This window comes from Oryzicola mucosus, assembly GCF_014534685.1.
GTDB lineage: Bacteria > Pseudomonadota > Alphaproteobacteria > Rhizobiales > Rhizobiaceae > Oryzicola > Oryzicola mucosus.
In genome coordinates this window covers 130803-157471 of record NZ_JACVVX010000007.1, presented here as the reverse complement: position 1 = coordinate 157471, position 26669 = coordinate 130803, and the positions used below count along the sequence as shown (strand labels likewise).

Annotated in this window: 23 protein-coding genes and 2 pseudogenes; 9 read left to right on the top strand and 16 right to left on the bottom strand. The window is 59.2% G+C overall.

Annotated elements, in window-relative coordinates; translation table 11 throughout:
* Nucleotides 1-2: 2 nt before the first annotated feature.
* Both ICI42_RS23750 and ICI42_RS24005 read right to left on the bottom strand, forming a co-directional pair.
* Nucleotides 3-1619: a DUF4158 domain-containing protein gene (locus ICI42_RS23750; protein ID WP_330999203.1), complete on the bottom strand. Its 1617-nt coding sequence runs from the start codon at nt 1617-1619 to the stop codon at nt 3-5.
* Entirely contained in the window at nt 1574-1783 is a 210-nt protein-coding gene (locus tag ICI42_RS24005) for a DUF4158 domain-containing protein (RefSeq protein ID WP_269140792.1), read from the bottom strand. The genes ICI42_RS23750 and ICI42_RS24005 overlap by 46 nt, the downstream gene beginning before the upstream one ends.
* Before the next feature lie 125 nt (nt 1784-1908).
* On the opposite strand from ICI42_RS24005, the gene ICI42_RS19625 reads away from it, so the two are divergent.
* Nucleotides 1909-2523, top strand: a complete 615-nt coding sequence (locus ICI42_RS19625; RefSeq protein WP_188166300.1) for a recombinase family protein — start codon at nt 1909-1911, stop codon at nt 2521-2523.
* A gap of 152 nt (nt 2524-2675) precedes the next feature.
* On the opposite strand, the gene ICI42_RS19620 is transcribed toward ICI42_RS19625, so the two are convergent.
* The 9 genes from ICI42_RS19620 to ICI42_RS19580 all read right to left on the bottom strand — a co-directional run bounded on the left by ICI42_RS19620 (nt 2676) and on the right by ICI42_RS19580 (nt 13273).
* Nucleotides 2676-3194 carry a gluconokinase gene (locus tag ICI42_RS19620; RefSeq protein ID WP_188166299.1) on the bottom strand — a complete coding sequence of 173 codons (519 nt, stop codon included), beginning with the start codon at nt 3192-3194 and terminating at the stop codon, nt 2676-2678.
* A 126-nt stretch (nt 3195-3320) separates the two neighbouring features.
* Nucleotides 3321-4763 (bottom strand): aldehyde dehydrogenase family protein, encoded by a 1443-nt coding sequence (locus tag ICI42_RS19615; protein WP_188166298.1) that lies wholly within the window; start codon nt 4761-4763, stop codon nt 3321-3323.
* Complete coding sequence (locus ICI42_RS19610) at nt 4760-6910, bottom strand: FAD-dependent oxidoreductase (RefSeq protein ID WP_188166297.1); 2151 nt, start codon at nt 6908-6910, stop codon at nt 4760-4762. Before ICI42_RS19610 ends, ICI42_RS19615 begins: the two co-directional genes overlap by 4 nt.
* 25 nt (nt 6911-6935) lie before the next feature.
* Nucleotides 6936-8339 carry an FAD-dependent oxidoreductase gene (locus ICI42_RS19605; protein ID WP_188166296.1) on the bottom strand — a complete coding sequence of 468 codons (1404 nt, stop codon included), beginning with the start codon at nt 8337-8339 and terminating at the stop codon, nt 6936-6938.
* Between the two features lie 30 nt (nt 8340-8369).
* The gene (locus ICI42_RS19600) at nt 8370-9452 is read right to left on the bottom strand and encodes an ABC transporter ATP-binding protein (protein WP_188166295.1); all 1083 of its coding nucleotides are present in this window, start codon (nt 9450-9452) and stop codon (nt 8370-8372) included.
* Nucleotides 9453-9455: 3 nt separating this feature from the next.
* Nucleotides 9456-10301, bottom strand: a complete 846-nt coding sequence (locus ICI42_RS19595) for a carbohydrate ABC transporter permease (protein WP_188166294.1) — start codon at nt 10299-10301, stop codon at nt 9456-9458.
* Complete coding sequence (locus ICI42_RS19590; RefSeq protein ID WP_188166293.1) at nt 10298-11167, bottom strand: carbohydrate ABC transporter permease; 870 nt, start codon at nt 11165-11167, stop codon at nt 10298-10300. Before ICI42_RS19590 ends, ICI42_RS19595 begins: the two co-directional genes overlap by 4 nt.
* A gap of 59 nt (nt 11168-11226) precedes the next feature.
* Nucleotides 11227-12525 (bottom strand): ABC transporter substrate-binding protein, encoded by a 1299-nt coding sequence (locus tag ICI42_RS19585; RefSeq protein ID WP_188166292.1) that lies wholly within the window; start codon nt 12523-12525, stop codon nt 11227-11229.
* Nucleotide 12526: 1 nt separating this feature from the next.
* Entirely contained in the window at nt 12527-13273 is a 747-nt protein-coding gene (locus ICI42_RS19580; RefSeq protein WP_188166291.1) for a FadR/GntR family transcriptional regulator, read from the bottom strand.
* 304 nt (nt 13274-13577) lie between these two features.
* Here ICI42_RS19580 and ICI42_RS24000 point away from each other — a divergent pair.
* The 6 genes and pseudogenes from ICI42_RS24000 to ligD (ICI42_RS19550) form a co-directional block, all read left to right on the top strand.
* A pseudogene (locus tag ICI42_RS24000) lies at nt 13578-13733 on the top strand (Tn3 family transposase); the annotation flags it as partial.
* Between the two features lie 247 nt (nt 13734-13980).
* Nucleotides 13981-14967 (top strand): 3'-5' exonuclease, encoded by a 987-nt coding sequence (locus ICI42_RS19570; RefSeq protein ID WP_407945190.1) that lies wholly within the window; start codon nt 13981-13983, stop codon nt 14965-14967.
* Between the two features lie 445 nt (nt 14968-15412).
* Nucleotides 15413-15544 (top strand): annotated as a pseudogene (locus tag ICI42_RS23740) (agmatinase); the annotation flags it as partial.
* A gap of 179 nt (nt 15545-15723) precedes the next feature.
* Nucleotides 15724-15978, top strand: coding sequence for a helix-turn-helix domain-containing protein (locus tag ICI42_RS19560; RefSeq protein WP_188166288.1), 255 nt, complete (start codon nt 15724-15726; stop codon nt 15976-15978).
* Nucleotides 15978-17306, top strand: a complete 1329-nt coding sequence (locus ICI42_RS19555) for a type II toxin-antitoxin system HipA family toxin (RefSeq protein ID WP_188166287.1) — start codon at nt 15978-15980, stop codon at nt 17304-17306. Before ICI42_RS19560 ends, ICI42_RS19555 begins: the two co-directional genes overlap by 1 nt.
* Nucleotides 17307-17834: 528 nt before the next feature.
* Nucleotides 17835-20498 (top strand): DNA ligase D, encoded by a 2664-nt coding sequence (gene ligD, locus ICI42_RS19550; protein WP_188166286.1) that lies wholly within the window; start codon nt 17835-17837, stop codon nt 20496-20498.
* Nucleotides 20499-20581: 83 nt separating this feature from the next.
* Here ligD (ICI42_RS19550) and ligD (ICI42_RS19545) read toward each other — a convergent pair whose 3' ends face one another.
* Genes ligD (ICI42_RS19545) through ku (ICI42_RS19535) form a run of 3 tightly spaced genes read right to left on the bottom strand, consistent with a single transcriptional unit; the run spans nt 20582 to nt 23331 of the window.
* Nucleotides 20582-21613, bottom strand: coding sequence for a non-homologous end-joining DNA ligase (ligD, locus tag ICI42_RS19545; RefSeq protein ID WP_188166285.1), 1032 nt, complete (start codon nt 21611-21613; stop codon nt 20582-20584).
* Nucleotides 21610-22422 carry a non-homologous end joining protein Ku gene (ku, locus tag ICI42_RS19540; RefSeq protein ID WP_188166284.1) on the bottom strand — a complete coding sequence of 271 codons (813 nt, stop codon included), beginning with the start codon at nt 22420-22422 and terminating at the stop codon, nt 21610-21612. Before ku (ICI42_RS19540) ends, ligD (ICI42_RS19545) begins: the two co-directional genes overlap by 4 nt.
* A 12-nt stretch (nt 22423-22434) precedes the next feature.
* Nucleotides 22435-23331, bottom strand: coding sequence for a non-homologous end joining protein Ku (gene ku, locus ICI42_RS19535; protein WP_188166283.1), 897 nt, complete (start codon nt 23329-23331; stop codon nt 22435-22437).
* A 206-nt stretch (nt 23332-23537) separates the two neighbouring features.
* Between ku (ICI42_RS19535) and ICI42_RS19530 the strand changes: the two genes are divergently transcribed.
* Nucleotides 23538-23726, top strand: a complete 189-nt coding sequence (locus tag ICI42_RS19530; RefSeq protein ID WP_188166282.1) for a hypothetical protein — start codon at nt 23538-23540, stop codon at nt 23724-23726.
* A 136-nt stretch (nt 23727-23862) separates the two neighbouring features.
* On the opposite strand, the gene ICI42_RS19525 is transcribed toward ICI42_RS19530, so the two are convergent.
* Nucleotides 23863-24363, bottom strand: a complete 501-nt coding sequence (locus ICI42_RS19525) for a glycosyl hydrolase 53 family protein (RefSeq protein ID WP_188166281.1) — start codon at nt 24361-24363, stop codon at nt 23863-23865.
* 1101 nt (nt 24364-25464) lie between these two features.
* On the opposite strand from ICI42_RS19525, the gene ICI42_RS19520 reads away from it, so the two are divergent.
* Nucleotides 25465-25923 (top strand): DUF2243 domain-containing protein, encoded by a 459-nt coding sequence (locus tag ICI42_RS19520; protein WP_188166328.1) that lies wholly within the window; start codon nt 25465-25467, stop codon nt 25921-25923.
* A gap of 189 nt (nt 25924-26112) precedes the next feature.
* On the opposite strand, the gene ICI42_RS19515 is transcribed toward ICI42_RS19520, so the two are convergent.
* Nucleotides 26113-26415: a hypothetical protein gene (locus ICI42_RS19515; protein WP_188166280.1), complete on the bottom strand. Its 303-nt coding sequence runs from the start codon at nt 26413-26415 to the stop codon at nt 26113-26115.
* Nucleotides 26416-26669: the final 254 nt, after the last annotated feature.

Sequence of the window (26669 nt, the reverse complement as noted above, 5' to 3'; positions counted from 1 at the left end):
CCTCAGGGCGCTCCGGTGCGCAGATGCGTGAACGCTTCGGTGAAGCCGGTCGCTGCATCCACCTCCAGCAGGAGGTCGGTGATCCGCGTGGGTGGGATCTGCTTGTAGAGATCGAGCACCAGATCTTCGGCGCCGTCAGGTGCAGCAGCTTCGAGCTTCTCGATATGCAGAATGCCATTTTCGATCGACCCGCCGGGAATCGTGCCCGTGCGTGCTGCGCGCCCCAGCTCGCGCAGCCGGATATCGAGGCGAGATTGCCGATCTGCCAGCCATTCTTCCGGCCGCAATGGCACAGCGAGACGACCGCTTTCCGCGACAGCCTGCGCCGGGACGAGTGCGTGTTTCAGATCACCATAACGCCGAGACCTGGCCAACCAAATATCCCCGGAGCGGAACGCATCGCGCAGATGGAACATCACCGCGATCTCCCATAGGCGAGTATCACCGAACGCCTGGGCACGAAGATGACGATGCCATTTCGAGCTCGGCCGCAGGAAGCCGGTATGGGCAGCATCGTTCAAACCGGCGCGCAGGGCCGTCACCGCTTCCAGAAGCGGGAGCGCGACGGGCGCAGCCCGCAGATCCGGCAGGCGCACCATGCGCGGAGCGTACCGGCGGAAGCGATGATAACCGTCGAGCACATGATTGAGAGGGTCGTCCGCCATGGTGGCGGTCAGCCGGGTTGCCATTGCAACAAGGGTTTTGAAGCCGTCCCACCCTGATCCGCTCGCGATGACGTCGCCCAGAGGCTGGCCGTCGTCCTGTGCATCCACCAGGGCGCCGCCGATTTCGGCGAAGGATTTCAGGGTACCGCGCACCGCGCTCGCTTCGTCGGCGACCTTCGCCTGGCAAATGCGCTCGGACGCCCGGTGAAGCCTGCCGACGATCCGGTCATGGGTTTCGACCACGGCGTCGGCGAGCATCGCTTGCCATTCCGACGCGCAAACGGCCAAAATCGCAATCCGCCTGTCTTCCGGAAGATCGCGCATGCCGTCGGCATAGTACCGTTCGCCTTGCCTGCGCAGACGCGTCACGCGATGAGCGGGAACACCGGCCAGCAGATCCTCGGGGAGATCGATCCGTTGCAGGTATTCGAGCCGGTCGAGCAGCCGGTTGGCAGAAGAAGAGTTCGACCCCGGCTCGAACTGACGCAGCCACACGAAGCGGGTCACCCGATCGTCGGCCGTCTCCTCGAGCAATGACAGCAACTGCTCCCGGATGGCCAGGGACAGCCGACTGGCGATCCTCGTCTCGATCCGCCGCTCTGCATCAACCAGAGCCGTGGCGCAAAGCCGCTCGATCGTGGACCTCGCAGGAAGGACCGTGCGGGTGCGCCGGCACTCCACCACCAAGCGGCGGGCGATATCTTCGTTCGACACTGCCATCTCGGCTTCCTGGAACAGCCATTCCTTCAGCTCGCGCGCGCCACGTCCAGAGAAGGTGCGGAATCCATAGAGCGCCCGCAACTCGGCAAGATGCTCGTGCCGCGTTTCCTCACGGGCGGCATAGTCAACCAGATCGTCGGCACGCAGGCCAAGCTGTGCTCCGATAAATTCGACGACCTCCGCCGGGATCAGTTCGCCAGCGCCAGCACCCGGCCGGGATAGCGCAGGACGCACAATTGCAGGGCGAAGCCGAACCTGTTGTGAGCGCGCCGACGCAACCTGATGTGTCCAAGGTCTTCGTCACTCAGCGTATAGTGCTTGAGCAAATCCGCCTGCGAGGTCGGCAGGCGCAACAGCGCGTGCTTCTGCCGATCGGTTAGAGTGACGCGACGCGGCATCCATGTTCCTTTTTCAAAATCCGATCGTGTTAAAGAGGTTTTGTTTATGAAGCTGGTTGAGATACATTTCCAGCGAACAAATCATTCGTGGCCGGCGCGCCGCCTCAAACCAACGTTTAAGAAACATGCTGATCGGATATGCCCGCGTTTCAAAAGCCGATGGCTCGCAGTCTCTCGACCTGCAGCACGACGCGCTGCGCACCACCGGCGTCGAACAGGACAACATATATGAGGATCGCGCTTCCGGCGGCCGCGATGATCGGTCAGGTCTGGCCGCCTGTCTCAAATCCTTGCGCGACGGCGATGTGCTCGTGGTCTGGAAGCTTGACCGCCTCGGGCGCTCGCTTGCCCACCTGGTCAACATTGTGAAGAATCTGTCGGATCGCAATGTCGGCTTGCGTGTGCTAACCGGAAAGGGCGCGCAGATCGACACCACCACCGCATCCGGCCGCATGGTGTTCGGCATTTTCGCCACTCTGGCCGAGTTCGAGCGGGATCTGATCCGCGAGCGCACCATGGCCGGCCTCGCCGCTGCAAGAGCGCGCGGTCGCAAAGGAGGCCGAAAATTCGCCCTGACCAAAGCACAGGTGCGCCTAGCCCAGGCCGCCATGGCGCAGCGCGACACTTCCGTTTCCGACCTGTGCAAGGAACTCAGAATCGAACGCGTCACTCTCTATCGATATGTCGGCCCAAAGGGCGAACTCAGGGACTACGGTAAGCGCGTGCTCGGCTTGGCGTAGGATTTCGCCCCGCAAACGACCCCTGCCCAGTACGAAGAGCACTTTCGGACATTTCCGAAAGTCGTATCCTCATTCCCGAAGTATGCGACTCCTTGATCTCTTCATTGCAAGGGAACCCAAGGGCACGCCATCGACCATCGTAGTCGCTACTCTCACGATGCGAGGATCCAATCCGCGGCCGCTGACACCGTCGTCTCTAAGGGTTCGGTGATCGTTCGGATCAGGACTCTTGGCTCGCCAAACGGCGGCTCCAAAGCTGCCAACTGGCTCTCGAGCATGGTCGCCTTCATGTAGTGACCGCTGCGGGATTGGAGGCGTTGGAGAAGCAAGCCAGGCTCGCCTGCCAGAAACAGGAAACCAAGAACGGAACTGCCCTTTTCCCGCAATCTGTCACGATAGGCCTTCTTCAGCGCCGAACAGGATATGATCACACCGCTCTCGGATTCCCGCACAATCCCGGCAATATCGTCGAGCCATGGCCATCGGTCGGCGTCCGAAAGCGGAATTCCCAGCGACATCTTCTCGACATTGGCCGCAGAATGGAGGCTATCGCCCTCAATGAAGGGAACGCCCAACCGCCCGGCCAGAGCAGCCCCCACCGTGGACTTCCCGGAGCCCGAAACGCCCATCACAATCAATCTGACTTTCTGCCTCGCTACGCTCCAGTTCATGGCCACACGCGATCCATCCATACGCGGGAATGCGATAGTCTCGCCGGACAGGCATTGGATCGGCCCGGCTTGCGTCAACTCTTCATCTTGCTTCATCAAGGCACGCAAAGCGACGCCCGCAAGCGTTCAGACCGGCACGGAAGTGTATATGGTCCGCGTCCGCGTGAAGAACGAGGCGGCATGGCTGGATATCTCCCGTGGTCCGTGGCTCGATTGCTTGACCCCGCCAAACGGTACGTGCGGCTCCGAGCCTGCCGTCGGCAGGTTTACCGTCACAATTCCGGCCTCCATCTCCCGCTTGAACTTCTGCACGGCGGCAAGCGAGCGCGTGCAGATGCCGGCCGACAGGCCATAGGGCGACCGGTTGGCAATCATGAGCGCGGTCTCCAGGTCCGGAACATCAAGTGTTGCGAGAACGGGACCAAAAATCTCGTCGGTCGCAAGGGTGTCTTCTGGGTCGACACTCTCGAACATATGCGGGACCACGAAGTATCCGGCGTGGGAGGATCGGGGCGCCGGCCCTGTCGTCATGCGGTAGCCCGCGACCCTTGCCTGCTGCAGATAGGTCTCGACCTTATCTCTTTGGGCGGCGCTGACCAATGGGCCGATGCGAACCTCGGGGTCTAGTGGATCGCCGGTGATGAAACGTGTCACCTCCTCGCGCAGATGCTCGAGGAATGTGGTCCGAATGCCTGGTGTCACCAGCACGATGCTGGAAGCGGTGCAGCGTTGCCCTGACCCAAGGAACGCACTCTCGGCCGCTATCCGGGCCGCGAGCGCAGGATCAGCATCATCCAGAACGACCCAGGCATTTTTGCCTCCCAACTCGAGTTGCAGTTCGGCTTCGGTCTCGGCGGCGGCACGGCGAATGCTGCGTCCCGTTTCGATGGAGCCGGTGAACGAAATTGCGTCAATTCCCGGATGCCGAGCAAGTGAGGCGCCAAGCTGTCCGCCGCCGATCAGCAGCGTAAGGACGGATTCCGGCACACCCGCAGCCACGACTGTCTCGACAAGCAGGCTGGTCGAGAGTGGCGTCACCTCGCTCGGCTTCAGAATGACAGAGTTTCCATAGGCCAGCGCCGCAGCAATCTTTGTAGCAGGAATTGCTACCGGGAAATTCCACGGCGTAATGGCAAGCACGACGCCAACCGGCTCGCGCACCACCTCGATCTCCGTATTGGGGCGCGTCGAGGGGTAATGCTCGCCACGCATGCGCAGCACCTCTCCGGCGAAATAGGCGAAGATGTCGGACGCGCGCTGGACCTCCCCCATCGCTTCAGGCAGCACCTTGCCCTGCTCGCGAGAAATGGCCCGGGCAATTGATTGCGAATGCTCCGCTATAAGACGCGACGCCGAGAATAGGATGTGGGTTCGCTGCATCAACGGCATCCGCCGCCAAAAGTCGAAGGCCGATCTGGCGGTCCGGACAGCTCGGTCGGCTTCGAGTGGCTCTGCGAAAACGGCAGTTGCAACCGTCTCGCCTATGTCGGCGGGATTGCGGATCTCGTGAATATGACCGTGTTCAAGCCATTCATTGGCGATTCGGCTGCGGATGTGTGGTGCCGTCATGAAGAAGCTCCAAGGTAATGCGCGAGGTTGTCGGCATTTCGCAATGCCCAAGCCCATATGGTCAGTGTGGGATTGATCCCCGGACACGTCGGGAAAGTCGCGCCAGAATAGACGTAGAGCCCCGGCGTATCGTGAACCTGCCAGTCGGGATCTACGACGCTATGCGCAGGATCCTCGCCAGCCCGGGCCCCACCCAAATCATGGCAGCAGCCAACGCCGGTTTCGATGGGACCACGGCCAATGCGTTCCGCTCCCATTTCCAGCAGCAGCGCCTCTGCACGTTCCTGCATGTGCTCATAGAGGCGGCGGTCTGCCTCGCAGAGATCCCAGACGACCCGGACGACAGGGTCGCCAACGCCACTGCGATCGCGCCACCTGGGATCAAGCAGGAGGCGATTGGTGGAGAGCGGAAGCGCGTCGGCCTGAATCTTGATGGAGGCGCGCCGGTTCCAGCCGCGCAGATGTTGCTTGTAGCCCTCGCCCCAGCGTGGTGCATAGATCGGTGCTGGGTCGCCGGCAATCTGAAGCGGTAGCAGTTGGTTCTCGGTGCTGAGCGTTCCGCCACCGAATATGTCGGGCTCTTCGATTGCACCTTCGGCCATCAGGTCTTCGACAATGATCGCCTGGCCCCCCGGACCGGTGTGCCGGTCGAATACCTTGTCGCTGAACTGCCCCACGACCTGCGGGAACATCTTGGACATGTAACTCTGGCCAAGCTGGCCGTGACTGTTTCCCAGGCCGTCGGGCCGCGCCGAATTACCCGAGAGCGCCAGCAGCCGCACCGTCTCGAACGTATAAGCCGCGACTAGGGTTACGCGCGCGTCCTGCTGCCGTTCACGTCCATCTGGATCGAGATAGGTGACGCCCCGCGCCCGTCCCGCACGGTCTGTCACGATACGCAAGGCCCGACACATGGTTCTCAGGTCGAGATTACCGGTCTCCAGAGCCGCAGGAAGCAAGGTATCCATCGGGGTCCAGCGTTCCCTGATCTCGGCGCCGATGCCTTCATCCCATGGATCATAGGCAGGCGTGATTCCATCGCGTGCCTCGCCTACCCGCCCGACAGGGATGGTGTACGGCTGGTACCCCAGCCGTGTCGCTGCCCCGCGGAACTCCTCACCTACCCTGAACGGTCGCAATGGCTTGAATGGCAGAGGCCGGGAGCGTGGCGTGAACGGACTGGGCTCGCCCGCGACGCCAATCGTCCATTCCAGCTCGGTGTAGTAAGGCTCCAGATCTTCATATCTGATCGGCCAATCGACCAGGCTCGACGCGTCGGGAAGTGCATCCGCAAGGCCGCGCCGGACAAGTGCCGAATAGTGCTGGAAATGATGCGGATGAAAACGCCGGAATCTTGCACCATAGAGTACCGACGAACCGCCGACGCCATTGGCCATCCTGCCTAGCGAGAAGCTCAGGGCGCGATCTTCCACATCAGAGACGTTCCGCACCCAACGCGGGACTTCTGCATTAAACTTAGGTCCGAGAGCGGCCCGGCCGTAAAATGCCTGACCGAGTTCATCGGGGCGGTAAGTTTCGCCGGCCCGCCACGGCCCCGCTTCGAGCACGACCACCTTCAAGCCGCTATGGGCCAGCCGCGCAGCGACAACACTGCCCACGGCTCCGCCGCCGACAATCACAGCATCGACGTCCTTTGCCGGCGGACGCCTGCCAGCATCCAGATCGAACGCCGCGGGCAATGGGCTGGTGCTCCTGCCATGCCACTCCTTCAGTCCTTTGGGAGAGGCATCATCTTGACCGAGACCCCGATGTCTCAGAAATTTCCATCCCAACAGGTCGCAGTTGCCGCCATAAGCGGGATCAGAAAACAGGCCGCGCAGCAGGTCCCGGCGCAGCAATTCGAAGCAGCCAGCCGGGGCAGGATCGCCCCGCTCTAGCTCGCCGATCAGTTCGTCGAGCTGGCCATCTGCCAGATCCGTAACGTCCTTCCCCCATCGCGACCGGGCTGAAGCCGCGAACCAGCCCAGCATCCGCCTGTAGGCAGGCAGGTTTTCCGATTCCGCGCCGGCAAGGGCTCCGTCGACATAGTCGCCCGCCCCCATCCCGGCAGCCGCATAGCCGTCGCCATCGTCGGGAAACATGCGGTCGAATATCGCTTCGAGCCGGGCAGCCTCCGCCTCGCTCAATGCAAGCCGGGCGCGGGCCGGCGTATCAGTGAGTACCATCCACGATAGCCCCTTGCTTCTTTAGTTCAGACTGAAGCTGCCCGATATCGACGGAGCGAAGATCTCCGGGCTGGTTGCCACGCAGGGTGAGTGCTGCGCCAAGGCCTGCGGCCTCGCCTTGCGCCATGCAAGGCCCCATGACACGGGCTGACCCGTGCCCCTCGCGATCGGCCGACATGCAGCGACCCGCGACATAGAGATTGCGAATGCCCTTAGCCACGAGCATGTCGTAGGGCATGTCGTAGGATCCGCCATCCGCCACGGGAATGCGAACCTGTTTGGTGCCGTCCTGATGGATATCGATGTGATGAGAGCCCTTGCCGATGCCGTCCTCGCGCTTGCGGGCATTCCGGACATCGTCCCCGGTCAGCACATAGTCGCCGACCACGCGGCGCGTTTCGCGAATACCGATACGATGGGAGAGGCCGGCAAAGTACGATTTCTCGAAGCCCGGAATGTTCTTCTTCATGAAGGCGATGCTCCGCCATGCCTGGTCGGTGAGGTCGCTAAAGACCCGCGAGAGCGCGACGGCATCTGTCGCGTCGATATTGGCGACGCGGGTCGTGTTGACCGAAACCTCCTTCCGCTCTGACGACACGGGAATGATGCCGATCAGTGCGGTCTGCTGCAGTTCGCCACGCTCGATGCCGCCGGTGATCAAAGGACCGTTTGCCTTGAAGAACACCGCCGGCTGTCCCTGATCGTAGAGGTTCTGTGCACACTCCTTTGGCGTCAAGCTGGCGCCCATCCATTCGGACTCGCCAACCGCCAGATTTTCAGGATGGTCGACACAGAACCTCAGGAGGTCCATCGTATCGACGCCACCTATGCGGAACAGCATCGTGACCGGCTGGAATTCCCCCTTGTCGTTGGAGATCATCATCTGCGCGCCAGCCCGCAGCGCGATGTCTCCGTCGCCGGACGCATCGATATAGACCGGCGCCTCGACCAGCACGCGACCGCGCTTGTTGATCACCACGACGCCCGTGATCTCGTCGCCACGGCGCACCACGTCCTCCGCGAACGAATACATCCAGACGTGGACACCGGCGCGGCGCACAACATTGGCAACGGCAAGCTTCATGATCTCTGGGTCGACGCAGACATACCAGATCAAACGCCAGTCCTTGACTGGGCCGATATACCCGCCGAGCCGTTCATGCTCGTCGAGAATTTCCTTCAGGACGCCGCCGACTATCCATTCGCCGCGCGCGTTGAGGGCGCCGTCGATGCAAAGGCCGGTGATGAGTTCTCCGCCCAGCATTGAACCCGCTTCGACGAGCAGGGTCTTCATGCCGGCCTTAGCGGCGCTGATTGCCGCAGCGATTCCGGCACATCCGCCGCCGGTGACGACGACGTCATAGTTTTCTTGAATCAAGGTCTGAGCCATTCGTAACTCCTAAGGGATGGTGGGAGGAGATCAGGCGAGGGTTTGACCGCTCTCTTGATCGAAAAGGTGGATTTGGCGGGGGTCGAAGCGAACATTGACGGTCTCGCCGGTCGCAACGGAGACTTCTCGCGGATCACAGCGCATACCGATCTCGTCGCCGCTGGCCAGCCGGAGGTAGACGAACAGTTCCGCGCCGGCGAGTTCAGTCAGTATGACCTCGGCACGCATGCCGTCGGTCGCCGACGACGCAATGGCGACTGCCTCCGGCCGAACCCCCAGCGTCACCTTCTGCCTGGCATTCTTGAGCTGCCTTTTGCCGAGCTTGAGTGCCACCGGTCCGCTATGGAAGGTCAGATAGTCATCTCCCTCCAGCACGCCGTCGAGAAAGTTTGTTTCGCGGTCGCCGACGAAATTCGCAACGAAGGTGTTGACCGGGTTGTCGTAGATCTCGCGCGGAGGCGCCACCTGCTGCAACCGCCCCTGTGCGAACACCGCGACGCGATCCGACAGTGTCATCGCCTCCGACTGGTCATGCGTGACATAGACGATGGTCGAGCCGAGCTGGCGGTGAAGTTCCTTGAGATCACGGCGCATCCGCACGCGCAGTCGCGCATCCAGATTAGACAGCGGCTCATCGAGCAGGAAGACGCGGGGGTCGCGGACCATGGCGCGGCCGAGTGCAACGCGCTGCTGCTGGCCGCCCGATATCTCCTTCGGATAGCGCGCAAGCAGATTGCCGATGCTCAATGTCTCGGCCACGCGCTCGACGCTTCGCGAAATGACGTCCTTGTCCGGACGCGGCTTTCGCGCCTCAAGCGGGAACGCGATGTTCTCGGCAACGGTCATATGCGGGTAGAGGGCATAGTTCTGGAAGACCATCGCCAGATCACGCTGTTCCGGCGGCAGATGGGTGATCTCACGCTCGCCGATGTGAATGGTCCCCGAATTTGCGGAAATCAGCCCTGCCAGCAGGTTGAGCGTGGTCGACTTGCCGGAACCCGATGGCCCGAGCAGCGAGACAAATTCCCCGTCGCCGATCTCCAGGTCGAGATCGTCGAGCGCGGTGATCGCGCCATAGCGCTTTGAGACATTCCTGAAGGTGACAGTGGACATGGATTAACCCTTCACCCCACCGCCGGTGAGACCGGAGATGAAGTAGCGCTGCAGAACAATGAAGATGAGGATGATCGGGATGATGGAGATGACAGCCGCGGCCAGCAGCGGACCCCATTCGCGCCCATAGAAGCCGAGATAGAAATAGACCGCGACGGGGAAGGTGCGGACGCTCTCCGAGGACGTCATGGTGACGGCCACGACGAAGTCGTTCCACGCGAAGACCAGCACGAACAAGGCGGCGGCAACGAGCGCGGGCTTGGAGAGCGGCAGCACCACGCGCCGCAATGTGCCAAGCGCCGTGTAGCCATCTATGCGGGCAGCATGCTCGACCTCCACAGGCAGCGAAAGAAAATAGCCGTAGAGCATCCAGATGACGATCGGCAGCTGGTAGGCGGTGTAGAGGAGAATCAGGCCGACATGCGTGTTGATCAGGCCCACGACGCTGAGCAGCGTGAAGGTCGGAATCAGCAGCGACGCGATGGGAATGCTCATCACACCGATGGTGAACACCATCAGCACCTTGCGACCCGGGAATTCGTAGCGCGCAATGGCATAAGCGGCGATAGAGCCTATAGCCAGGGCGCAGACTATGGTGATGGCGGATATGAGGGCGCTGTTTCCGAGGAAGAGCAGCCCCTTGTCGCCGATCACGCGCTCATAGTGTTCGAGCGTGACATCCTGGGGAATGAAGCGCGGCGGCACCTCCAGGATCTGATTGGTCGGCTTCAGAGAGGACAGAACGCCCCAAGCGATCGGCGCCAGTGCGAAGAAGACGATACCGGCATTGACTACGGTTCGTAGGGCTGCGCGCCTGAACGCATGACGCAGGTAGGGATTGTCGTTCATTGGATATTGCCCGCCTTCTTGAAGAGACGCAGGAGAACGGCCACCAGTGCGATGTTGACGATGAAGACCATGATCGCCAGCGCATTGGCTTGTCCGAGCACATTGTCGTTGAATCCAAGGCGGTACATCTTGAGGACGACGGTTTCCGTCGACGTTCCGGGACCGCCCCCGGTCAGGATCAGCGGATAGGTCAGCGTGTTCACCAGATGAATGAAGAGCCGGATCATCGTGATGAAAATCGGCACCTGCAGCAGCGGCAGGGTGATCCGCCTGAATCGATACCAGGCTGAAGCGCCGTCCACGCGGGCCGCCAACTGAAGATGGCCCGGAATGCTCTTCAGTCCGGCGAGCAGCATGATCATGGCAAAGGCGCTGTCTCGCCAGACCGCATTGTAGACGAGCGCGGCCATCGCCGTTTCGGGGTCGGCGAGAATGCTCACGTCACCCATTCCCATGGGCGCGAGAACCAGATCCGAAAGGCCGGACTCTTTCGAGAACACCCATTTGAGGAGCATCGAGCCGACCAGCATTGCGATCATGTAGGGGATCAGCACTACGGCCTGCATGACGCCGTTCAGCCTGTTCGAGCGCTCCAGCCACATTGCCAGTCCGAAGCCGATGACGAAGGTGAGCACGAGCGAGATTACGGAGAATGTGACGGTGACGGCGAGGGCGTTGGCCACGCTTGGCGAGGTAAGCACTCGCCAGTAATTGTCGAAGCCCGTGAAGCTGCGGATCTGGAAGAACTGCACCCGGTTGACGCTGTACCAGAACCCTATGACTAGGGGGACGATGACAAAGCCAAGCTCGACGAGCACCGCCAGCCCGACCAACCGATAAGGCGTGAATTTCTCTGAACTGAACATGATGGACCGTTATTGTGCGGGGCGGAGACGACGCAGGACAGCTTCGCCCGGAGCCTGCTTTACTGGCGGTCGTTGGTGGCTTGCTCGGCCTGGCGCAGAGCATCTTCAAGCGTTGCCTGGCCGAGGATGACCTGTTGCGTGGCAAGATTGAAGTCTGCCTGGGTGCGACCCCAGTTGCACTTACCGGGCATCAGCACACCGCTGTTGGCGAGAATCTCCGATGTGACGCGAAGTCCTTGCCGAACGGGATCAGACATTTCGGGACGTTCGGCGACCGACCGGTAGGTGGGTATCTGCTCGCCTGGCACATTCCAGAGCTTCGCGCCGTCCAGACCCGACATGTAACTGATGAATTTCGCGGCGGCCTCCTGGTTGGGCGATTTTGACCACTGAACGGCCCACCATCCCACAAGCAAGGCTGGTCCCGGCTTGCCGGCATTCGTGCCCGGTACAGGGGCGATAGCCAGATGGCTACCATCCCATCCGGCTGCCGTGCGCTGAATCTGCTCGTAGCGTGAATTCGCGATGATCATCATCGCATAGCGGCCTGCCGCGAACTGGTCTATGGCGTCGTCTGACGACATGGCCAGCGCCTCTCGCGGCGTCACCTTGTCCTTGTCGATCCAGTCAACCTGCATGGTGACGGCGGCGCGACCCGCATCATTGTCGAACGTAGCCTTGCAGCTATCATCGAAGATGCCGCCATTTCCGTCGACCGTCGCCAGAAATGCCGGCGTCACCGAAAAACGTTCCTGACTGAGACCAAGCCCGATGCCCCAGACGTCGTTCTGACCGTCACCGTTGGTGTCCTTCGTCAGCAGTTTTGCTGCCTTGGTCACGCCATCCCAGGTGGCTACGTCGGTCGGTGTCAACCCGGCCGCATCGAACAGATCCTTGCGGTACATGAGCACCCATGTCGACGGAAGTAGGGGCATCGCCTTGACCGCATCTCCGTCCGTCACAGCGCTGAAGCTGCTGTTCAGCAGAAAGTCCTGCTTCTGCTGATCCGACCAGCCATCGAGGACCAGGGGCTTCAGGTCTGCGGCGGCATCGGAATTCATGATAAACCCGAGGTTCTCCGAATTCACCCAGCCGATATCCGGTGCATTCCCGGCGTTCGACCCGAGCACGAACTTTTCGGCCAGCGTCGACCAAACCTGCGGCTCGACCTTGACCTTAATATCGGGATTGACTGCCTCGAAATCAGAAATCATCTGCTTCAGTGCGGCATTGCGACCGCCCTTGGCATTGATGTCGAGGAACGTCCACATCGTCAGCGTCGTCTGCGCGATGGCAGCGCTGCTTGCCATCAGCGACACGGCCAGCAGGCCGCCGCCAATGCTCCAGAATTTCTTCATCCTATTCCTCCCTTGATGTTTTGTCGGACTGTGGTGCCAACCCAAAGTAGAGTTCGCCAATCCGGTCGAAGTGATCGCTCATAATGGCGACCGCCGCGGCCGGATTCCCGTTGCGTATGGCGTGGATAAGCTGCGCGCGAAACTTGATGCCGAGCTGCCAGCTCTCCTTGTTGTCGACCTTCTGGCGTAGCGTGTCCCAAAGCTTGCCGTCACGGACACGCCAAAGCTCGGCGACTGCTGATGCGAAAATCTGGTTCTGCGAAATATTTGCGAGCGTCATGTGGAAGCACCTGTGCTCAGCCGCGGGCGAGACATCCCGCGCGACAAGGTCCTTCATCCGGACGAGGCATTGCTCAAGATCGAGAACATCCTCCGGCGTGGCGCGTTGCGCGGCCAGTTTCGCGCAAGTCAGCTCTATCGTGCGCCGCGCCTCAAACTGCTCAATCGGTCCCGGGCCGAGATCACGCCCCTTTGAAAGCGGGATCATGCGCAGGCCGCCGGCATCGGCGCGCACATAGTTTCCGCCACCCTGCCGGCTCTCCACCAACCCCATGACTTCAAGGGCGATCAAAGCTTCCCGGATCGATGGGCGGCTGACGCCAATGATCTCGGCCAGTTCTCGTTCCGGCGGCAGTGCCGAACCCGGGGGGAAGGTGCCGTCGAGAACAAGCTCGCGCACATGATCGGCTACCTGTTCGTATAGCCGTCTCGGCCGGACGACCTGAAACTCAATGCTTCTCTTGTGCATGTGACCCTCCTGGCAGGAGACTTAACATAATTGGACTTAGAGTCAATTGGCCTTACCAACTGGCCAAAAATTCGAAAAAGCACGCTCGCGCGCTTTCAACGCCAACCTTGGGCGGTGGCGCGTTTCAGCGTTAAGTTTCCACTTTGGTGCTGGTTGCCAAGGCACCCGTCTCAAGGGTGTCAAAAAAGATTCAGAACTGCGAAGTGTCGCACGCCCTGCAATCAGTTTTCCGGATCGAGACTGGGGCTACCCAGGAGTCGCAAGTTCCAGCTCATCCAGAATGGGGCTTTCCCGGATCACCTCGATCATCGTCTTCTGGGACATCATGAAGGTGGGCGACGTCGTCGCCAGTCAGAAACGCGAGGGAAAGCTGCTATCGCCCGATCTGCTGGCCCATGTCTCGCCGCTGGGATGGGAACACATCAATCTTACTGGAGATTATCGTTGGCCAATGCGTTAGCGTAGGATTCCGCCCCCTCCCGCAAACGACCCCCATGTGGTCGTCCCAAAGGAGTATAGCCACGCGACATCATCGACCCCCGTCTTCATCTCTGTGAGAGCAAGGTCAAAACGCAGGATCTCAGGTAAATCTTCTTCTATGTTGCGGGTGAATTCTAAGCTACTTGCTGTTCGCTGATCGAAAAAAGCAACTATAATGTGGTCCTGGGACCTGAAGGGTCATATCGTAAGTGGGTGGAGTACAGACACTGTCGGGCCAATTTGACCTTTTCGATGAAGCACCTGGCTACAGGGAGATACCAAGACGCATTTTCGGGAGAAGACGCTCTAAGGCACCCGTAATCATGGATGTGTGGGACGCCGAAAAGGCAGCGGCACGTCTCGAAGACAGTGGTCGATATAAGGTTTTGCGCAAGCTGGTCCCTCGTCCAATCATCTCCCGGGGCGAAAGCAGGTTTCCTAGGCTTGCGCTCTTGGTGGATACAGAGACAACGGGCCTCCAGCACGCCCGCGACGAAGTCATCGAGATCGGTGCCATAGCCTTCACGTATGATGACGATGGGCGGATCGGTGACGTTGTCGACGTTTATGGTGGCCTGCAGCAGCCATCTGCCCCAATCCCGGCTGAAATCACGAGGCTAACAGGGATCACTGATGATATGGTCGCGGGACAGGCGCTCGAGATGGCTAAGCTAGATGCCCTTATCGAACCTGCAGACCTAGTGCTCGCTCACAACGCTGCCTTTGACAGACCATTCTGCGAGAAGCTGACTCCGTCATTCATTCCAAAGGCTTGGGCATGCTCTGTGAAGGAGATCAATTGGGCGGAACTTGGATTTGAAGGCAACAAGCTCGGCTATCTCGTCGGCCAGTCTGGGCTGTTTCATGATGGGCATCGCGCCACAGACGATTGCCACGCTCTCCTCGAAGTTCTGGCCGGTTCACAGGGAGACGCTGGCCGAACGCCCTTTGCGCAACTGCTGCAGGCCAGTGCGGCCCAGCGTGTTCGGATTTTTGCTCAGAATTCGCCTTTTGACATGAAGGACCACCTCAAGAACCGGGGATATCGCTGGTCTGATGGATCAGATGGTCGGCCGAAGGCCTGGTGGATCGAAGTTGATGAGGACCTCTACGACGCCGAACTCCGCTATCTTCGGACAGAGATCTATCGTTGGGAGGATGCCGATCCTTTGACGTTGCGGCTCAGTGCACACGATCGTTTTCGCATGGGATAAGGGCGCCTATACGCATTCGATGATGGAGGCGTGTCTCAAGTGGATCAACGGGTGGTGGCTTCGCGATTTGACCATGAGCCCGGAAATCAATGGCTTCGTGAGTTCTGCTCGGGATTGTTCCTGCAGGAAGGGATCCGTTCTGCTTTTTGCGCGAGAAAGAGGCTACTCGAGCGTTCAGGACAGCTATGCCGTTGGCACGACCGCCATGGCGGTTCCGATTGTGCGTCGCGCGACGGGTGTGCCGATCGGCACCCTAAGCGTCGCGGGTCCATCGATGCGGCTGAGTAGCCAAACGCATGGATGAGATACTGCCCTGGCTCGTGTCAAGCACGAAAGAACTTGAAGCCGCCAGCACATCATCACCGATATTCTTGGGGCAGTAAGTTAGTCCCCGGCGCGAGTTCATGCCGCTGTCCCCCTAGCCCAGTGCACTGTCCTTTAGGCCATTGGCAAACGAGCTAGCGTCGCACGGTTCCACCTCGAGCTCTATCCTCCGGCCGATATTGACGGTATGTCTGCGAGAACAGCCGCAGGTATTGTCGTCAATGTGGTCGGCACGATCGTCCGGCAGGTTTGAAACGGCTTTCTCTCGCAGAGCGCCCACCTTGAAAGGGGTTGGAATCTCTTGCTGGCGCCTCGGTCTGCGAGCGCGTATAACTATGTTTAATACGCGACTACGTATATCTGACCTTTATACGCGACCCCGTATATTGAAATGATATACGCCCTCGCGTATATTTGTACGTGAAGGCAGCCATGAACGAACAGATCGCCCGCACAGAAAAGCAACTCGGCGCCATCCTGCGCCGCGCCCGCAAGCAGGCGCGGCTGAGCCAAAGTACGCTCGGCGAACAAATCCACCTACGGCAGGGCACAGTCTCGCGCCTCGAAGCCGGAGAACCCGCCGTCCAGTTGCGTACCCTGATGGAAGTCCTCTCGGCGCTCAATCTCGAACTGGTCGTCCGAGCGCGCAGCCAGGGCAGCCTCACCGACATCGAGGATTTGTTTTGATGGCACGGAAGCGCGCCCACGTTCCTCTTAATGTCTTTCTGAACAGTCGCCACCTGGGCGTACTGCGCCGTGAGGCGACAGGGGCGATTGACTTCCAGTACGGGCGCGACTGGTTGGACTGGCGCGGCACATTCCCGGTGTCGCTGTCACTGCCTCTGCGCGAGGATCGCTATATCGGCACCCCGGTCATCAACGTGTTCGACAACCTGCTGCCAGACAGCTATCCGATCCGTAAGCGTGTCGCGGAGCGCGTCGGCGCTGACGGCACAGACACCTTCAGCCTGTTGACCGCCCTCGGCCATGACTGCGTCGGTGCTTTGCAATTCCTGCCCGACGGAACGGATCCGGGCACCGCCGGTGACACCGCGGGCAAACCGGTCAGCGACGACGAGGTCGCCGATATCATCAAGAACCTCGCCGCCGCGCCGCTCGGCATGGGCGAGGACGAGGATTTTCGAATCTCCATCGCGGGTGCTCAAGAGAAAACCGCTTTGCTGCGCAAGGACGGCCAGTGGTTCAAACCGACCGGCACTGCCGCCACCACCCACATTCTAAAACCGCAGATAGGCCAAATGCCTAATGGTATCGACCTCTCGAACAGCGTCGAGAACGAATATCTGTGCCTGAAACTGGTGGAAGCGTTCGGCCTCCCCGCCGCCAACGTCGAGTTCGCGGATTTCGGGGAACGCCGCACGCTGATCGTCGAACGCTTCGACCGCCTTTGGACAAAGGATGGACGATTGCTACGGCTTCCGCAAGAGGACACCTGCCAGGCCCTGTCGATCCCGCCCACCAAAAAATACCAGTCCGACGGCGGCCCAGGCATGCGGGAGATCATCAACCTGCTCAAAGGCAGCGACACGCCGGAAGTCGACATCGCAATATTCATGCGCGCCTGCATCATTTTCTGGCTGCTGGGCGCGACCGACGGTCACGCGAAGAACTTCAGCATTTTCCTCAGCCCTGGCGGACGGTTCCGCATGACGCCGCTATACGACGTCCTGACTGCGCAGCCGAGCCTCGACGATGGCCAAATCCCGCGCAAGAAATTCAAGCTCGCCATGTCGGTCGGAACAAACCGCCACTCCGCCATTCACGACATCGTGCCACGCCATTTCCTACAAACGGCGGACATCGCCGGTGTCGGCAACCCGGCGATGAAGGCGATCTTTGAAGATATCGCAGCGAACGCCGAAGGGCAGGCAGAGGCCGTGATCGTGGCGCTACCCAAGGGATTTCCAGAGCAGCTGGTGACATCAACTATGGCGGCTCTCAGCCACCGTATCCGGCTCATCGCCGATTCATTGGCAGCAGTCGCCTCTGTCTAAGGCAAGAAACCATTCGCGCATCGCCATTCTTGGCTGGGGCTCGCTGCTCTGGGACAAGCGTCTGAATTCAACGAATAGCACGAAGACTAGCGGCCCGGCGGGCCTTTCTGACCGATGGAATTCACCGGCGCCTTGAAATTCCGCGACGGCGTGCTTACACCTGCGCTTTCGAAGCGGGTATTATCGAGCACAATCCCGCCCACTTCCAGTGGTCGAATATCTCGAAGAGCGCCGCCGGCGACTGTGAGAATGGGCGTCGGTCTTCGCCGGAGCCGCGCCACATGAGGGCCGGCGCGGCTTGTTTTCTGGAGCCATAACGCACCTGCATGGAACTAAAACCCCTGTGATAGCTTCTCAATTCCGAGGTTGCGTGCCGTGTCAACCGGACGTGACAGGGATGATGAATGCGAGGGTTTTCCGGTTCTCCTCGTGGCCAACGGATCGGCAGTCGAGCGTCCCCCTGTCCGGCCCGCGCCTCAGCTCCGTCATCGTCCTGCGGCGGACGCTCGTTGAGGGAAGGGAGTGGCCATGGCAAGCGACAAGCTATCAACCTACAAGCAAAAGCGCGATTTCCAAAAAACTCAGGAGCCAAGTGGCCAAGCGAAACTGAAGTCGTCGAACCGCCGCCGTTTCGTGATCCAGAAGCATGACGCGAGCCGATTGCACTACGACCTTCGATTGGAGCTCGATGGCGTATTCAAGTCCTGGGCGGTGACCAGGGGCCCGTCGCTCGATCCACACGATAAACGACTTGCCGTTGAGGTCGAGGACCATCCGCTCGACTATGGCGATTTTGAAGGCACGATCCCGAAAGGCCAGTACGGTGGCGGAACAGTTATGCTTTGGGACCGCGGTTATTGGGAACCGGAGGGAAACAGGAACCCCGAACAGGCGCTGTCGAAAGGCGATTTCAAGTTCACTTTAGAGGGCAAGCGGCTGCGCGGCAGCTTTGTCCTGGTGCGGATGAAACACGACCGTGACGGTGGCAAGCGCACCAACTGGCTTCTCATCAAGCACCAGGACGATTATTCAGTTGAAGAAAACGGCGCCGTCATTCTGGAGGAGAACGCTACCTCTGTGGCTTCCGGACGCACCATGCAAGCTATTGCCTCTGGCAAAGGAAGAAAGCCAAAACCGTTTATGACTGTGTCCGGCGATCTTCAGGCTGATGCTGTATGGAATAGCAATCATGGCCTCGCAGCCGACAAACGTGCTGCGGGGACTGCAAAAAAGAAAAAAACGGCGTCCGCCAGCACGTCGAAGTCGAAACTGCCCGACTTCGTTGCTCCGCAACTCTGCGAGACACGCCAGCGCCCGCCGGCTGCCGATGGCTGGATACATGAAATCAAGTTTGACGGCTATCGCATCCAGATGCGGATCGAGAATGGTGAGGTTAGGCTGATGACCCGCAAGGGATTGGATTGGACGGCCAAGTATCCTGCGATCGCAGGCTCCGGAGCCAAGCTGCCTGACGCAATCATCGACGGCGAGATTTGCGCGCTGGACGAGAACGGCGCGCCAGACTTCGCTGCCCTTCAGGCGGCCCTGTCGGAAGGCAAGACCGATGAGCTGGTGTTCTTCGCGTTCGACTTGCTGTTTGACGGACATAAAGACCTGCGGGAGCAGCCCCTGACCAAGCGGAAGAAGCGGCTTGAGGAGTTGCTTGGCGATGCTGGAGACGATCCGCGATTGCGCTTCGTTGAGCATTTCGAGACCGGTGGAGCCGCTGTGCTCCGCTCAGCCTGCCGTTTGTCGCTCGAGGGCATCGTCTCGAAACTGGCCGATGCCCCCTATCAGTCCGGTCGCACCGAGACCTGGGTAAAGTCGAAGTGTCGTGCCGGGCATGAGGTGGTGATCGGCGCCTACGCAACAACCAACGGCAAGTTCCGCTCGCTGCTGGTTGGCGCCAACCGAGGACGCCATTTCGTTTATGTCGGTCGCGTGGGTACCGGCTATGGCAGTAGCAAGGTCGATGTGCTGATGTCCAAGCTGCGAAAGCTCGAGACGACTAAGTCACCGTTCACGGGCATCGGAGCGCCAAAGAAGGACCCCAATGTGGTGTGGGTCAAACCGGAACTGGTGGCAGAGATCGAGTTCGCGGGCTGGACCACGGACGGGCTAGTACGCCAGGCAGCCTTCAAAGGCTTGCGCGAGGACAAACCCGCCGAAGAGGTGGTAGCTGAAAAGCCAGCCGCGCCGAGCCAAGCGGAGCCCCCCGATCCTGAGATCGACACCGACACACCATCAGCAAAGACATCTCGTCGTCAGGGCGGAAAAGAGAATGTGATGGGCGTGCTGATCTCCAATCCGGACAAACCGCTATGGCCGGACGCGCTCGACGATAAGCCGGTAACCAAGGTCGAACTTGCCCAGTATCATGAAGCCGTCGGCCACTGGCTGATCGATCATATTAAAGGCCGGCCGTGCTCCATCATTCGAGCGCCGGACGGAATCGGCGGCGAACAGTTTTTCCAGCGCCATGCTATGCCGGGAACTTCAAACTTGATCGAGCTGGTGGCAGTCTTTGGTGACAAGAAACCTTATCTGCAGATCGATCGCGTCGAAGGTCTCGCGGCGATCGCCCAGATTGGTGGGGTGGAGTTGCATCCTTGGAATTGCCAACCAGGTCAGCCGGAAGTCCCTGGTCGTCTCGTGTTCGATCTCGATCCTGGCCCAAACGTGACCTTTGCAACCGTGGTCGAAGCCGCCCGCGAGATGCGCGACCGGCTTGAGGAACTTGGGCTCGTGAGTTTCTGCAAGACGACCGGCGGTAAGGGCCTCCATGTGGTTACGCCGCTCGCCGTGTCGAAGGGCAAGAAACTCGCCTGGCCGGAAGCCAAAGCTTTTGCACACGACGTTTGCTTACAGATGGCCCGAGATAACCCTGACCGCTATCTGATTAAAATGGCGAAGAACCAGCGCCATGGCCGCATCTTCCTCGATTATCTGCGCAATGACCGGATGGCGACCGCGGTCGCGCCGTTGTCGCCGCGTGCTCGACCCGGCGCCACTGTATCGATGCCGCTCAACTGGAGCCAGGTGAAGACAGATCTCGATCCGACGCGCTTTACCATCCGAACTGTACCGGCATTGCTGGCGAAGTCGACCGCCTGGCAAGATTATTGTGATGGCCAGCGCTCGCTCGATCAGGCCATGAAACGGCTCGCCAAGTCAATGAAACAGGTCGCTTAAGCAGCAGCAACAGTGACACCCATCCGCTGTGGTCCTCTGTTTCTTTTGCTAACCAAGCAGGCCGGCTAGAAAAGAGGATCAGGTCAAGCCAGCTCGTAAACTAAGGCCTGATCCTGACCATCGCGCAGGCCTTTATATGAGGCGTGCCGCAAGTTGCCATCGTCCGTCCAACCGCGAAATTCAATCTCGGCTATCAAATCTGGTGTCACAAAGACGTATCTCTTGCCCTTCAAAGGCACGACCGGCTCCTGAACCCTCAACGCGTCCAGCGACTTTCTCAGAAGAGACGCATCTTTTTCCTTAAAGCCTGTTCCCACGGCCCCGACATAGACCCACTCACGGCCTCGCCTTCCTGCAAGCAGAAGACTCCCGATCCCACCTCGCGCGCTTTCTGACTGCTCGTAACCGATGATCATGAAGCTTTCGCTCTGCACGCATTTGATCTTGAGCCAATCACCAGTGCGACCGGAGCGATACGGTCTGTCTCGGCGCTTGGCGATGATGCCTTCCATCCCGGTCAAGCAAGCGTTCGCCAACAACTCGTTGCAATCACCGTCCACTTCCTCGGATAGCTGGATTGCCCCGGCGACCCCATCGAGAAGGTCTTCCAGAAGGTGGCGACGGACGGAAAGCTCGGTTTGTGTCAGATCGTGCCCATCGAGATAAAGAAGGTCGAAAGTGAAGAGCACTGATTCCGTCGAGGCTCGTTTGCCCCCGCGCCCACCTAACGATCTTTGCAGCGCGCCAAAGTCGGATCGGCCATGCTCGTCCAGGACAACCGCTTCGCCATCCAGAATCGCCGTCCTAATCCCAAGCTCCTTGGCGGCAGTCGCGATCGCCGGAAAGCGATGCGTCCAATCATGGCCACCACGGGTGATAATCCGCACCCTGTTCGATTCAATGTGAACAGCCAGGCGATACCCATCCCATTTTATTTCGTAGGACCAGTCAGGGCCAGTCGGTGGTGCCGACTTCAGTAATGCCAGACAAGGTTCTATCCGATCGGGCATCGGATCGAAGGGTAGGTTTTGTTGTGCCACGTCGCGCTTGCGTCTGGGCTGTGATTGGACGATGAGGCCGTCATCGTGAAGTAGCGGCTGGGAGCGTTTGGTCATTTCCCGCTCCGGATTTCCGACGCGACCGACTTCTTCAAAGCGTCCATGATATTGATGACGTTGCTTGGTGCTGACGATGGGACCGCAGCTTTGCCCTTCACCCTGGACGGCTTCCTCATTGACTTCTTTTTGGCTGCAATGATATCGAGCAGGTGGTCCTGGACGGGATCGACGACCATCGTCGGGTCCCAGTGCCGGGTCTGCTTTTTTATAAGTTGCTGGATCAACGGCATCATCTCGCTGTCGGCGGATTTGTCGCCGATGGACGCGAAATAGGTGTCCTCGTCTCGCACCTCATCGCCGTAACGTAATGTCCAAAGAACGATACCTTTGCCGCGCGGCTCCAGCATGACCGCTCGCTCTCGGCGGGTAATCACCAAGCGTGAAATGCCGACCATACCCTTTGACACCATCGCGTCTCTAATCACCGAGAAAGCCTCCTGACCGACAGCGTCATTCGGCGACAGGTAATAAGGCGTATCAAGCCAAATCCACTCGATGCTTTCGCGTGGTGCGAAGGTGGAAATGTCTATCGTCTTGGTACTGTCGAGTGCGACGTTTTCAAGTTCTTCGTCCTCCAGGATAATGTATTCATCCTGCCCACGCTGGTAGCCCTTGACCGAATCCTCGTCCCTGACTTCTGTGCCGGTTACCGAATCCACGTAATGACTGACCACACGGTTTTGGGTCTGGCGATTGAGCGTGTGGAAGCGCACCTTCTCGCTTTCTGACGTTGCCGGCATCATCTGCACTGGACAGGTGACGAGCGACAGTTTCAGATAGCCTTTCCAATATGGGCGAACTGCCATTCAACTCTCCAATCAGCCTGCTCGGCGCGCAGGCAGCGCGGCCGGAGGCTTTGCGGGCGCGGCAGGGTTGCCCATTTTCTTACGACGGGTGCCTTTGATGGAAGGCGTGTCGGTCCCGCGCGACGCTGCTTTGGATGCAAGGGCGGCGCTTTCACGCAGCGCCTTCAGCAGGTCACTTTGCTTTGATGGAGCCACCGCTTTTTTCTTGGGCAGCGTCCGGCCTTCGAGTTTGGCCCTGACCAGCTCGGCGACCGCAGCTTCGTATCGATCGTCGAAGGCGCCGGCATCGAAAGTTCCGCTCTTTCTCCCGATGATGAGTTCTGCCAATTCCAGCATCTCGCCTTCCATCTTCAGTTCCGGCAAATCTTCGAAAGCTCTCTCGGAAGAGCGGACCTCATAGTCAAAATTGAGGGTCGTTGCGATGAGACCCTTGCCATGAGCGCGTATCAATACCGTTCGCATGCGGCGAAAGAGGACCGTGCGGGCGATGGCGGCGACCCTGGCTTTTTTCATCCCGTCGCGCAACAAAACAAAAGCTTCGGCGCCCAGCTTGTCGGGAGCAAGATAGTAGGGCTTATCGAAATAGACGTCGTCGATTTCGTCACAAGGTATAAAGGCATCAATCTTCAGCGTCTTGTCGCTTGCCGGGACTGCGGCGGAAACCTCGTCTGGCTCGAGCACGATATATTGGCCGTTCTCGATCTCGTACCCTTTCACTTGGTCGTCACGCTCAACCGGATCGCCGGTCTCGCTGTCGATAAACTCCCGCTTGACGCGATTCCCCGTCTTGCGGTTGAGGGTGTTGAAGGCGATCCGCTCGGAGGACGACGCGGCGGTGTACAGAGAAACCGGACATGACACTTCACCGAACTTGATGAAGCCTTTCCAATTGGCTCTTAGCGCAACCATACACAGAACTCCCGCACAACTTAAGCGATTCAATCGGATCGTGATGCAATTTTTCCGAGTCCAAAACGAATCATTTTCCAATGACTTAGACGCGCTACGAGGCCCGTTGATCCGTCGCTAGGTTAGGGCTTTGATTCGCATGCATCTTTTGATCCAAAACCGCGTTTATCCGAGCATCGACTTCCAACAAGAGAAAGGAGCCCGTTATGGCCAAACGCGAACTGATCGATACCGGAACCGATAAGCGCTACGTCCGGCGTGAGAAAGATGGCAAGTTTAAAGAGAGTGTTGACGTATCGAGATCGCTCTCAGCAGACGCCCGGCACAAAGCGACGCATGATGCTAGGCCCGGTGAGGGGGATAAGGGCGACCACAAGGCTGGACAAGGTGGGTAAGGCTCCGCACATACCTCGCCGGTGATACCAGCGTCGGCGACACTGGTACCCACAGCGTGGCATAGTGTGGGAGTGAACTAGCGAAGCAACAAAGCAGGCTGGCAAAGATGCGGAGGTTGACTGGCCTTCGCCCTGGCTAAGCGGCACGGAGCCCTGTTGCCTTGGTCAGCTCAGCTGAGAGTAACGAATCAAGAGACATATCTTTTCGAATGAGGCCGTGGCTCCATCTGCTGCGAGAACCCGGTGCGTTCCAAGGCGGACAGTCAACGATGGGATACCAACAAACTCCAACGACGATCACACCGTGGAACTGGGCCATGCGGACCTGATCAAGAATATGCCGCAGCCACGTGCCCTTATGCAACCTGGGATGACGACGATGGTGAACAGGATGGCCATCGTGCCAGCTGGTTTCGGAAACCATGATTGGCTTGCGGTACCGACCCCAGGTCGACAACAGCACTTTAATCAAAGAGGTCCGCGCCGTGTGCGGATAGTAGTTGACGCCTACAACATCGACGTCGACGGCCGAAACAATGGCATCTGTCGCCTCGAACTGCCGATCTCCGACACCGGTTATAGGGTCATTCGTCATTATACCGATGTTGGGGTGGTGATCGCGGGCAACGCGTGCCATGGTTACCGCCATGTCAACAGCCTCGTGACGTGGCACGCCAGCGATGGCAGGATAGACAGAAGGTTCGTTGACGGGGCAGAGCCGGAGCTTATCCGGCCCGTTCACCGCCAACGCAGCGTCACTTACAATCCTCGCACATCGAGCGGGATCTTGGTTTCGATGGTAATGTGAAAGATCCCATATCGCTTCCACACCCGCCTGCCTTGCAATCCTAAGACGCTCGATGGCGCGATGCCCGGGCACAAGTCCATCGCGTACTGTCTTTACCCCATGCTCACGGACGATGCGAAAATGGTCAAGCATCCGCGATTGGGCGGTGTGGTGGGTCGTAGTCAAAAGGTCATGGCGACCCCGGTGAACGAGACCGCACTCGAAGCCTGCCAGGATCGAGCTCTTGAAGAGCTGTCTATCTCCAAATGGAAGCATTTGCTGCAGCTGAAGCTACCTTGCATACGGAGCGCATCTAAGCGCTAAGCCTGAGGTGTCGTCGCAATAGGATCAAGCAATGGCATATCGTTTTCTACCACCGTCGCCAATGCGTCGGTCATTGTGCCTGTGTAAAGGGTTTAGACAGCCGCCTTCTCCTCCTGGTAGCTCGGGCATAGCCCGCAGCGACAATGACTTTGACCGCTCGATTAGCAGAAACATATCACCCATTGCGGCCTCCTTCGGAGACCGTGAATCACAAGTCAATCGGAAATAATTGGTCCTGAACTTAGGCGGTCGTCGCATCCATGCGACCAATAGCGCCGAAGAAGAGTTATCCTTCCCAGAAGCAGGCAGTTCTTGGTGGACCTGCGTATAACATTTGATATCCGACGTTGGCGGAACATAATTGAATCTCTCATGTTGATGACCAGTATCCATACGCGGTCACCAATGGCAGAGCATGATGAAGACAATCCACGGGGCGTCAGCCCCCTGCGTTTCGCGCTCTTTTGGGCGGTGTAGCAGCGGCACGTGCTAGCGCGATGGACGAAGCGCACTTACTACCGATGGCACTGTCTGCCGAGCACCTTTGGGAAAAAGAACCAGCGCGCCTGGGTCGTAAAGTATGCGGAGATAGCTTTGGTAGTACCGCTTGAAATCCGTCAATTCCCAATGTCAGCCGGAATCCTACTGGGATTGGGCCTCGGCGGTTTTTTTGACGGCATCGTTTTCCATCAGATTCTTCAATGGCATCACATGGCAACGAGCGCCGGATATCCAGCACACTCTCTGTCCAATCTCCAGCTGAACGTGATGCTCGACGGACTGTTTCACGCCGCGACATATATCTTCACCGTGGTCGGTTTGACTGTCCTCTGGCACTCAGCACGCAAGCAGCACTTCAAGTGGTCGGCGCGGCTGCTCATCGCCTCGATGCTGATGGGATTCGGCATCTTCAACGTGGTCGAGGGAACCATAAACCACCATATTCTTGGCCTGCATCATGTCAATGAAACCGTACCACCCGATCAATGGATTTACTGGGATGCAGGGTTTCTTATCCTGGGTGCTGTTCTGTGGATCGGCGGGTGGCGGATGTTCAAGTCTGAACAGGTTAAAACCCGGACTTGACCGGACAGCCCTGGCAGAGGTCATGGCTGCTATAAACGACGCCGCTTCGGTCTGGCGGGTACTGCTTGCTGGGCCCGCAGCACATGTCCCGCGCCAAAGAGCAATTCGGTCGCCGCTATCTTTTCCTGTTGCATATCGCAGGTACGGGCTGGAATTGAGACTGTCGTACAGGCAGAGCGGGTTTTCCGATCACCTCAAATCATAGTAAAAATCGCAGATGAGGTCAGCCACCTTTGCCGCCTCGAAGTCGGTCATATAGGCTGCATTCTCAACCGCCGTCATTGTCAGATCATCATGGTCGATCGCCAACCGGTCGAGAAGGCGGGCAAAACTGATCTTCAATTCCGCCTCAGTTTCGAATTCGTCGATGGTCACCTGAAGGATGCTCCGTGTGGCGTCGATCACCCGGGTCTGGATGGTGTCTGTCGAAGTCGCAAGCAGGCGTATCGCCGCGAAGAACTGATCGCGAGCGTTGTTGTATGGTTTGTCCATTTGGGTACTTTCCTTGCCGTCGGGGGCCTGGACGAGGGCGCAATTGACGACATTTCGAGTAACTGAGCGCTTGATGCCTGCGCGGGTGACACCCTAGCAGACCGATGGTCGCTTTGATACTTGTAACCGCCCAGCATATCGGGGCGCAGGCCGGTATGCGGCGCTCGATATGGCCATGACCGAGTTCGAGAGCGAGGCACCACCGACGTATGAAAACAACTTGCAGACGCATAGGGAAACCTGTTTGTAGCCGG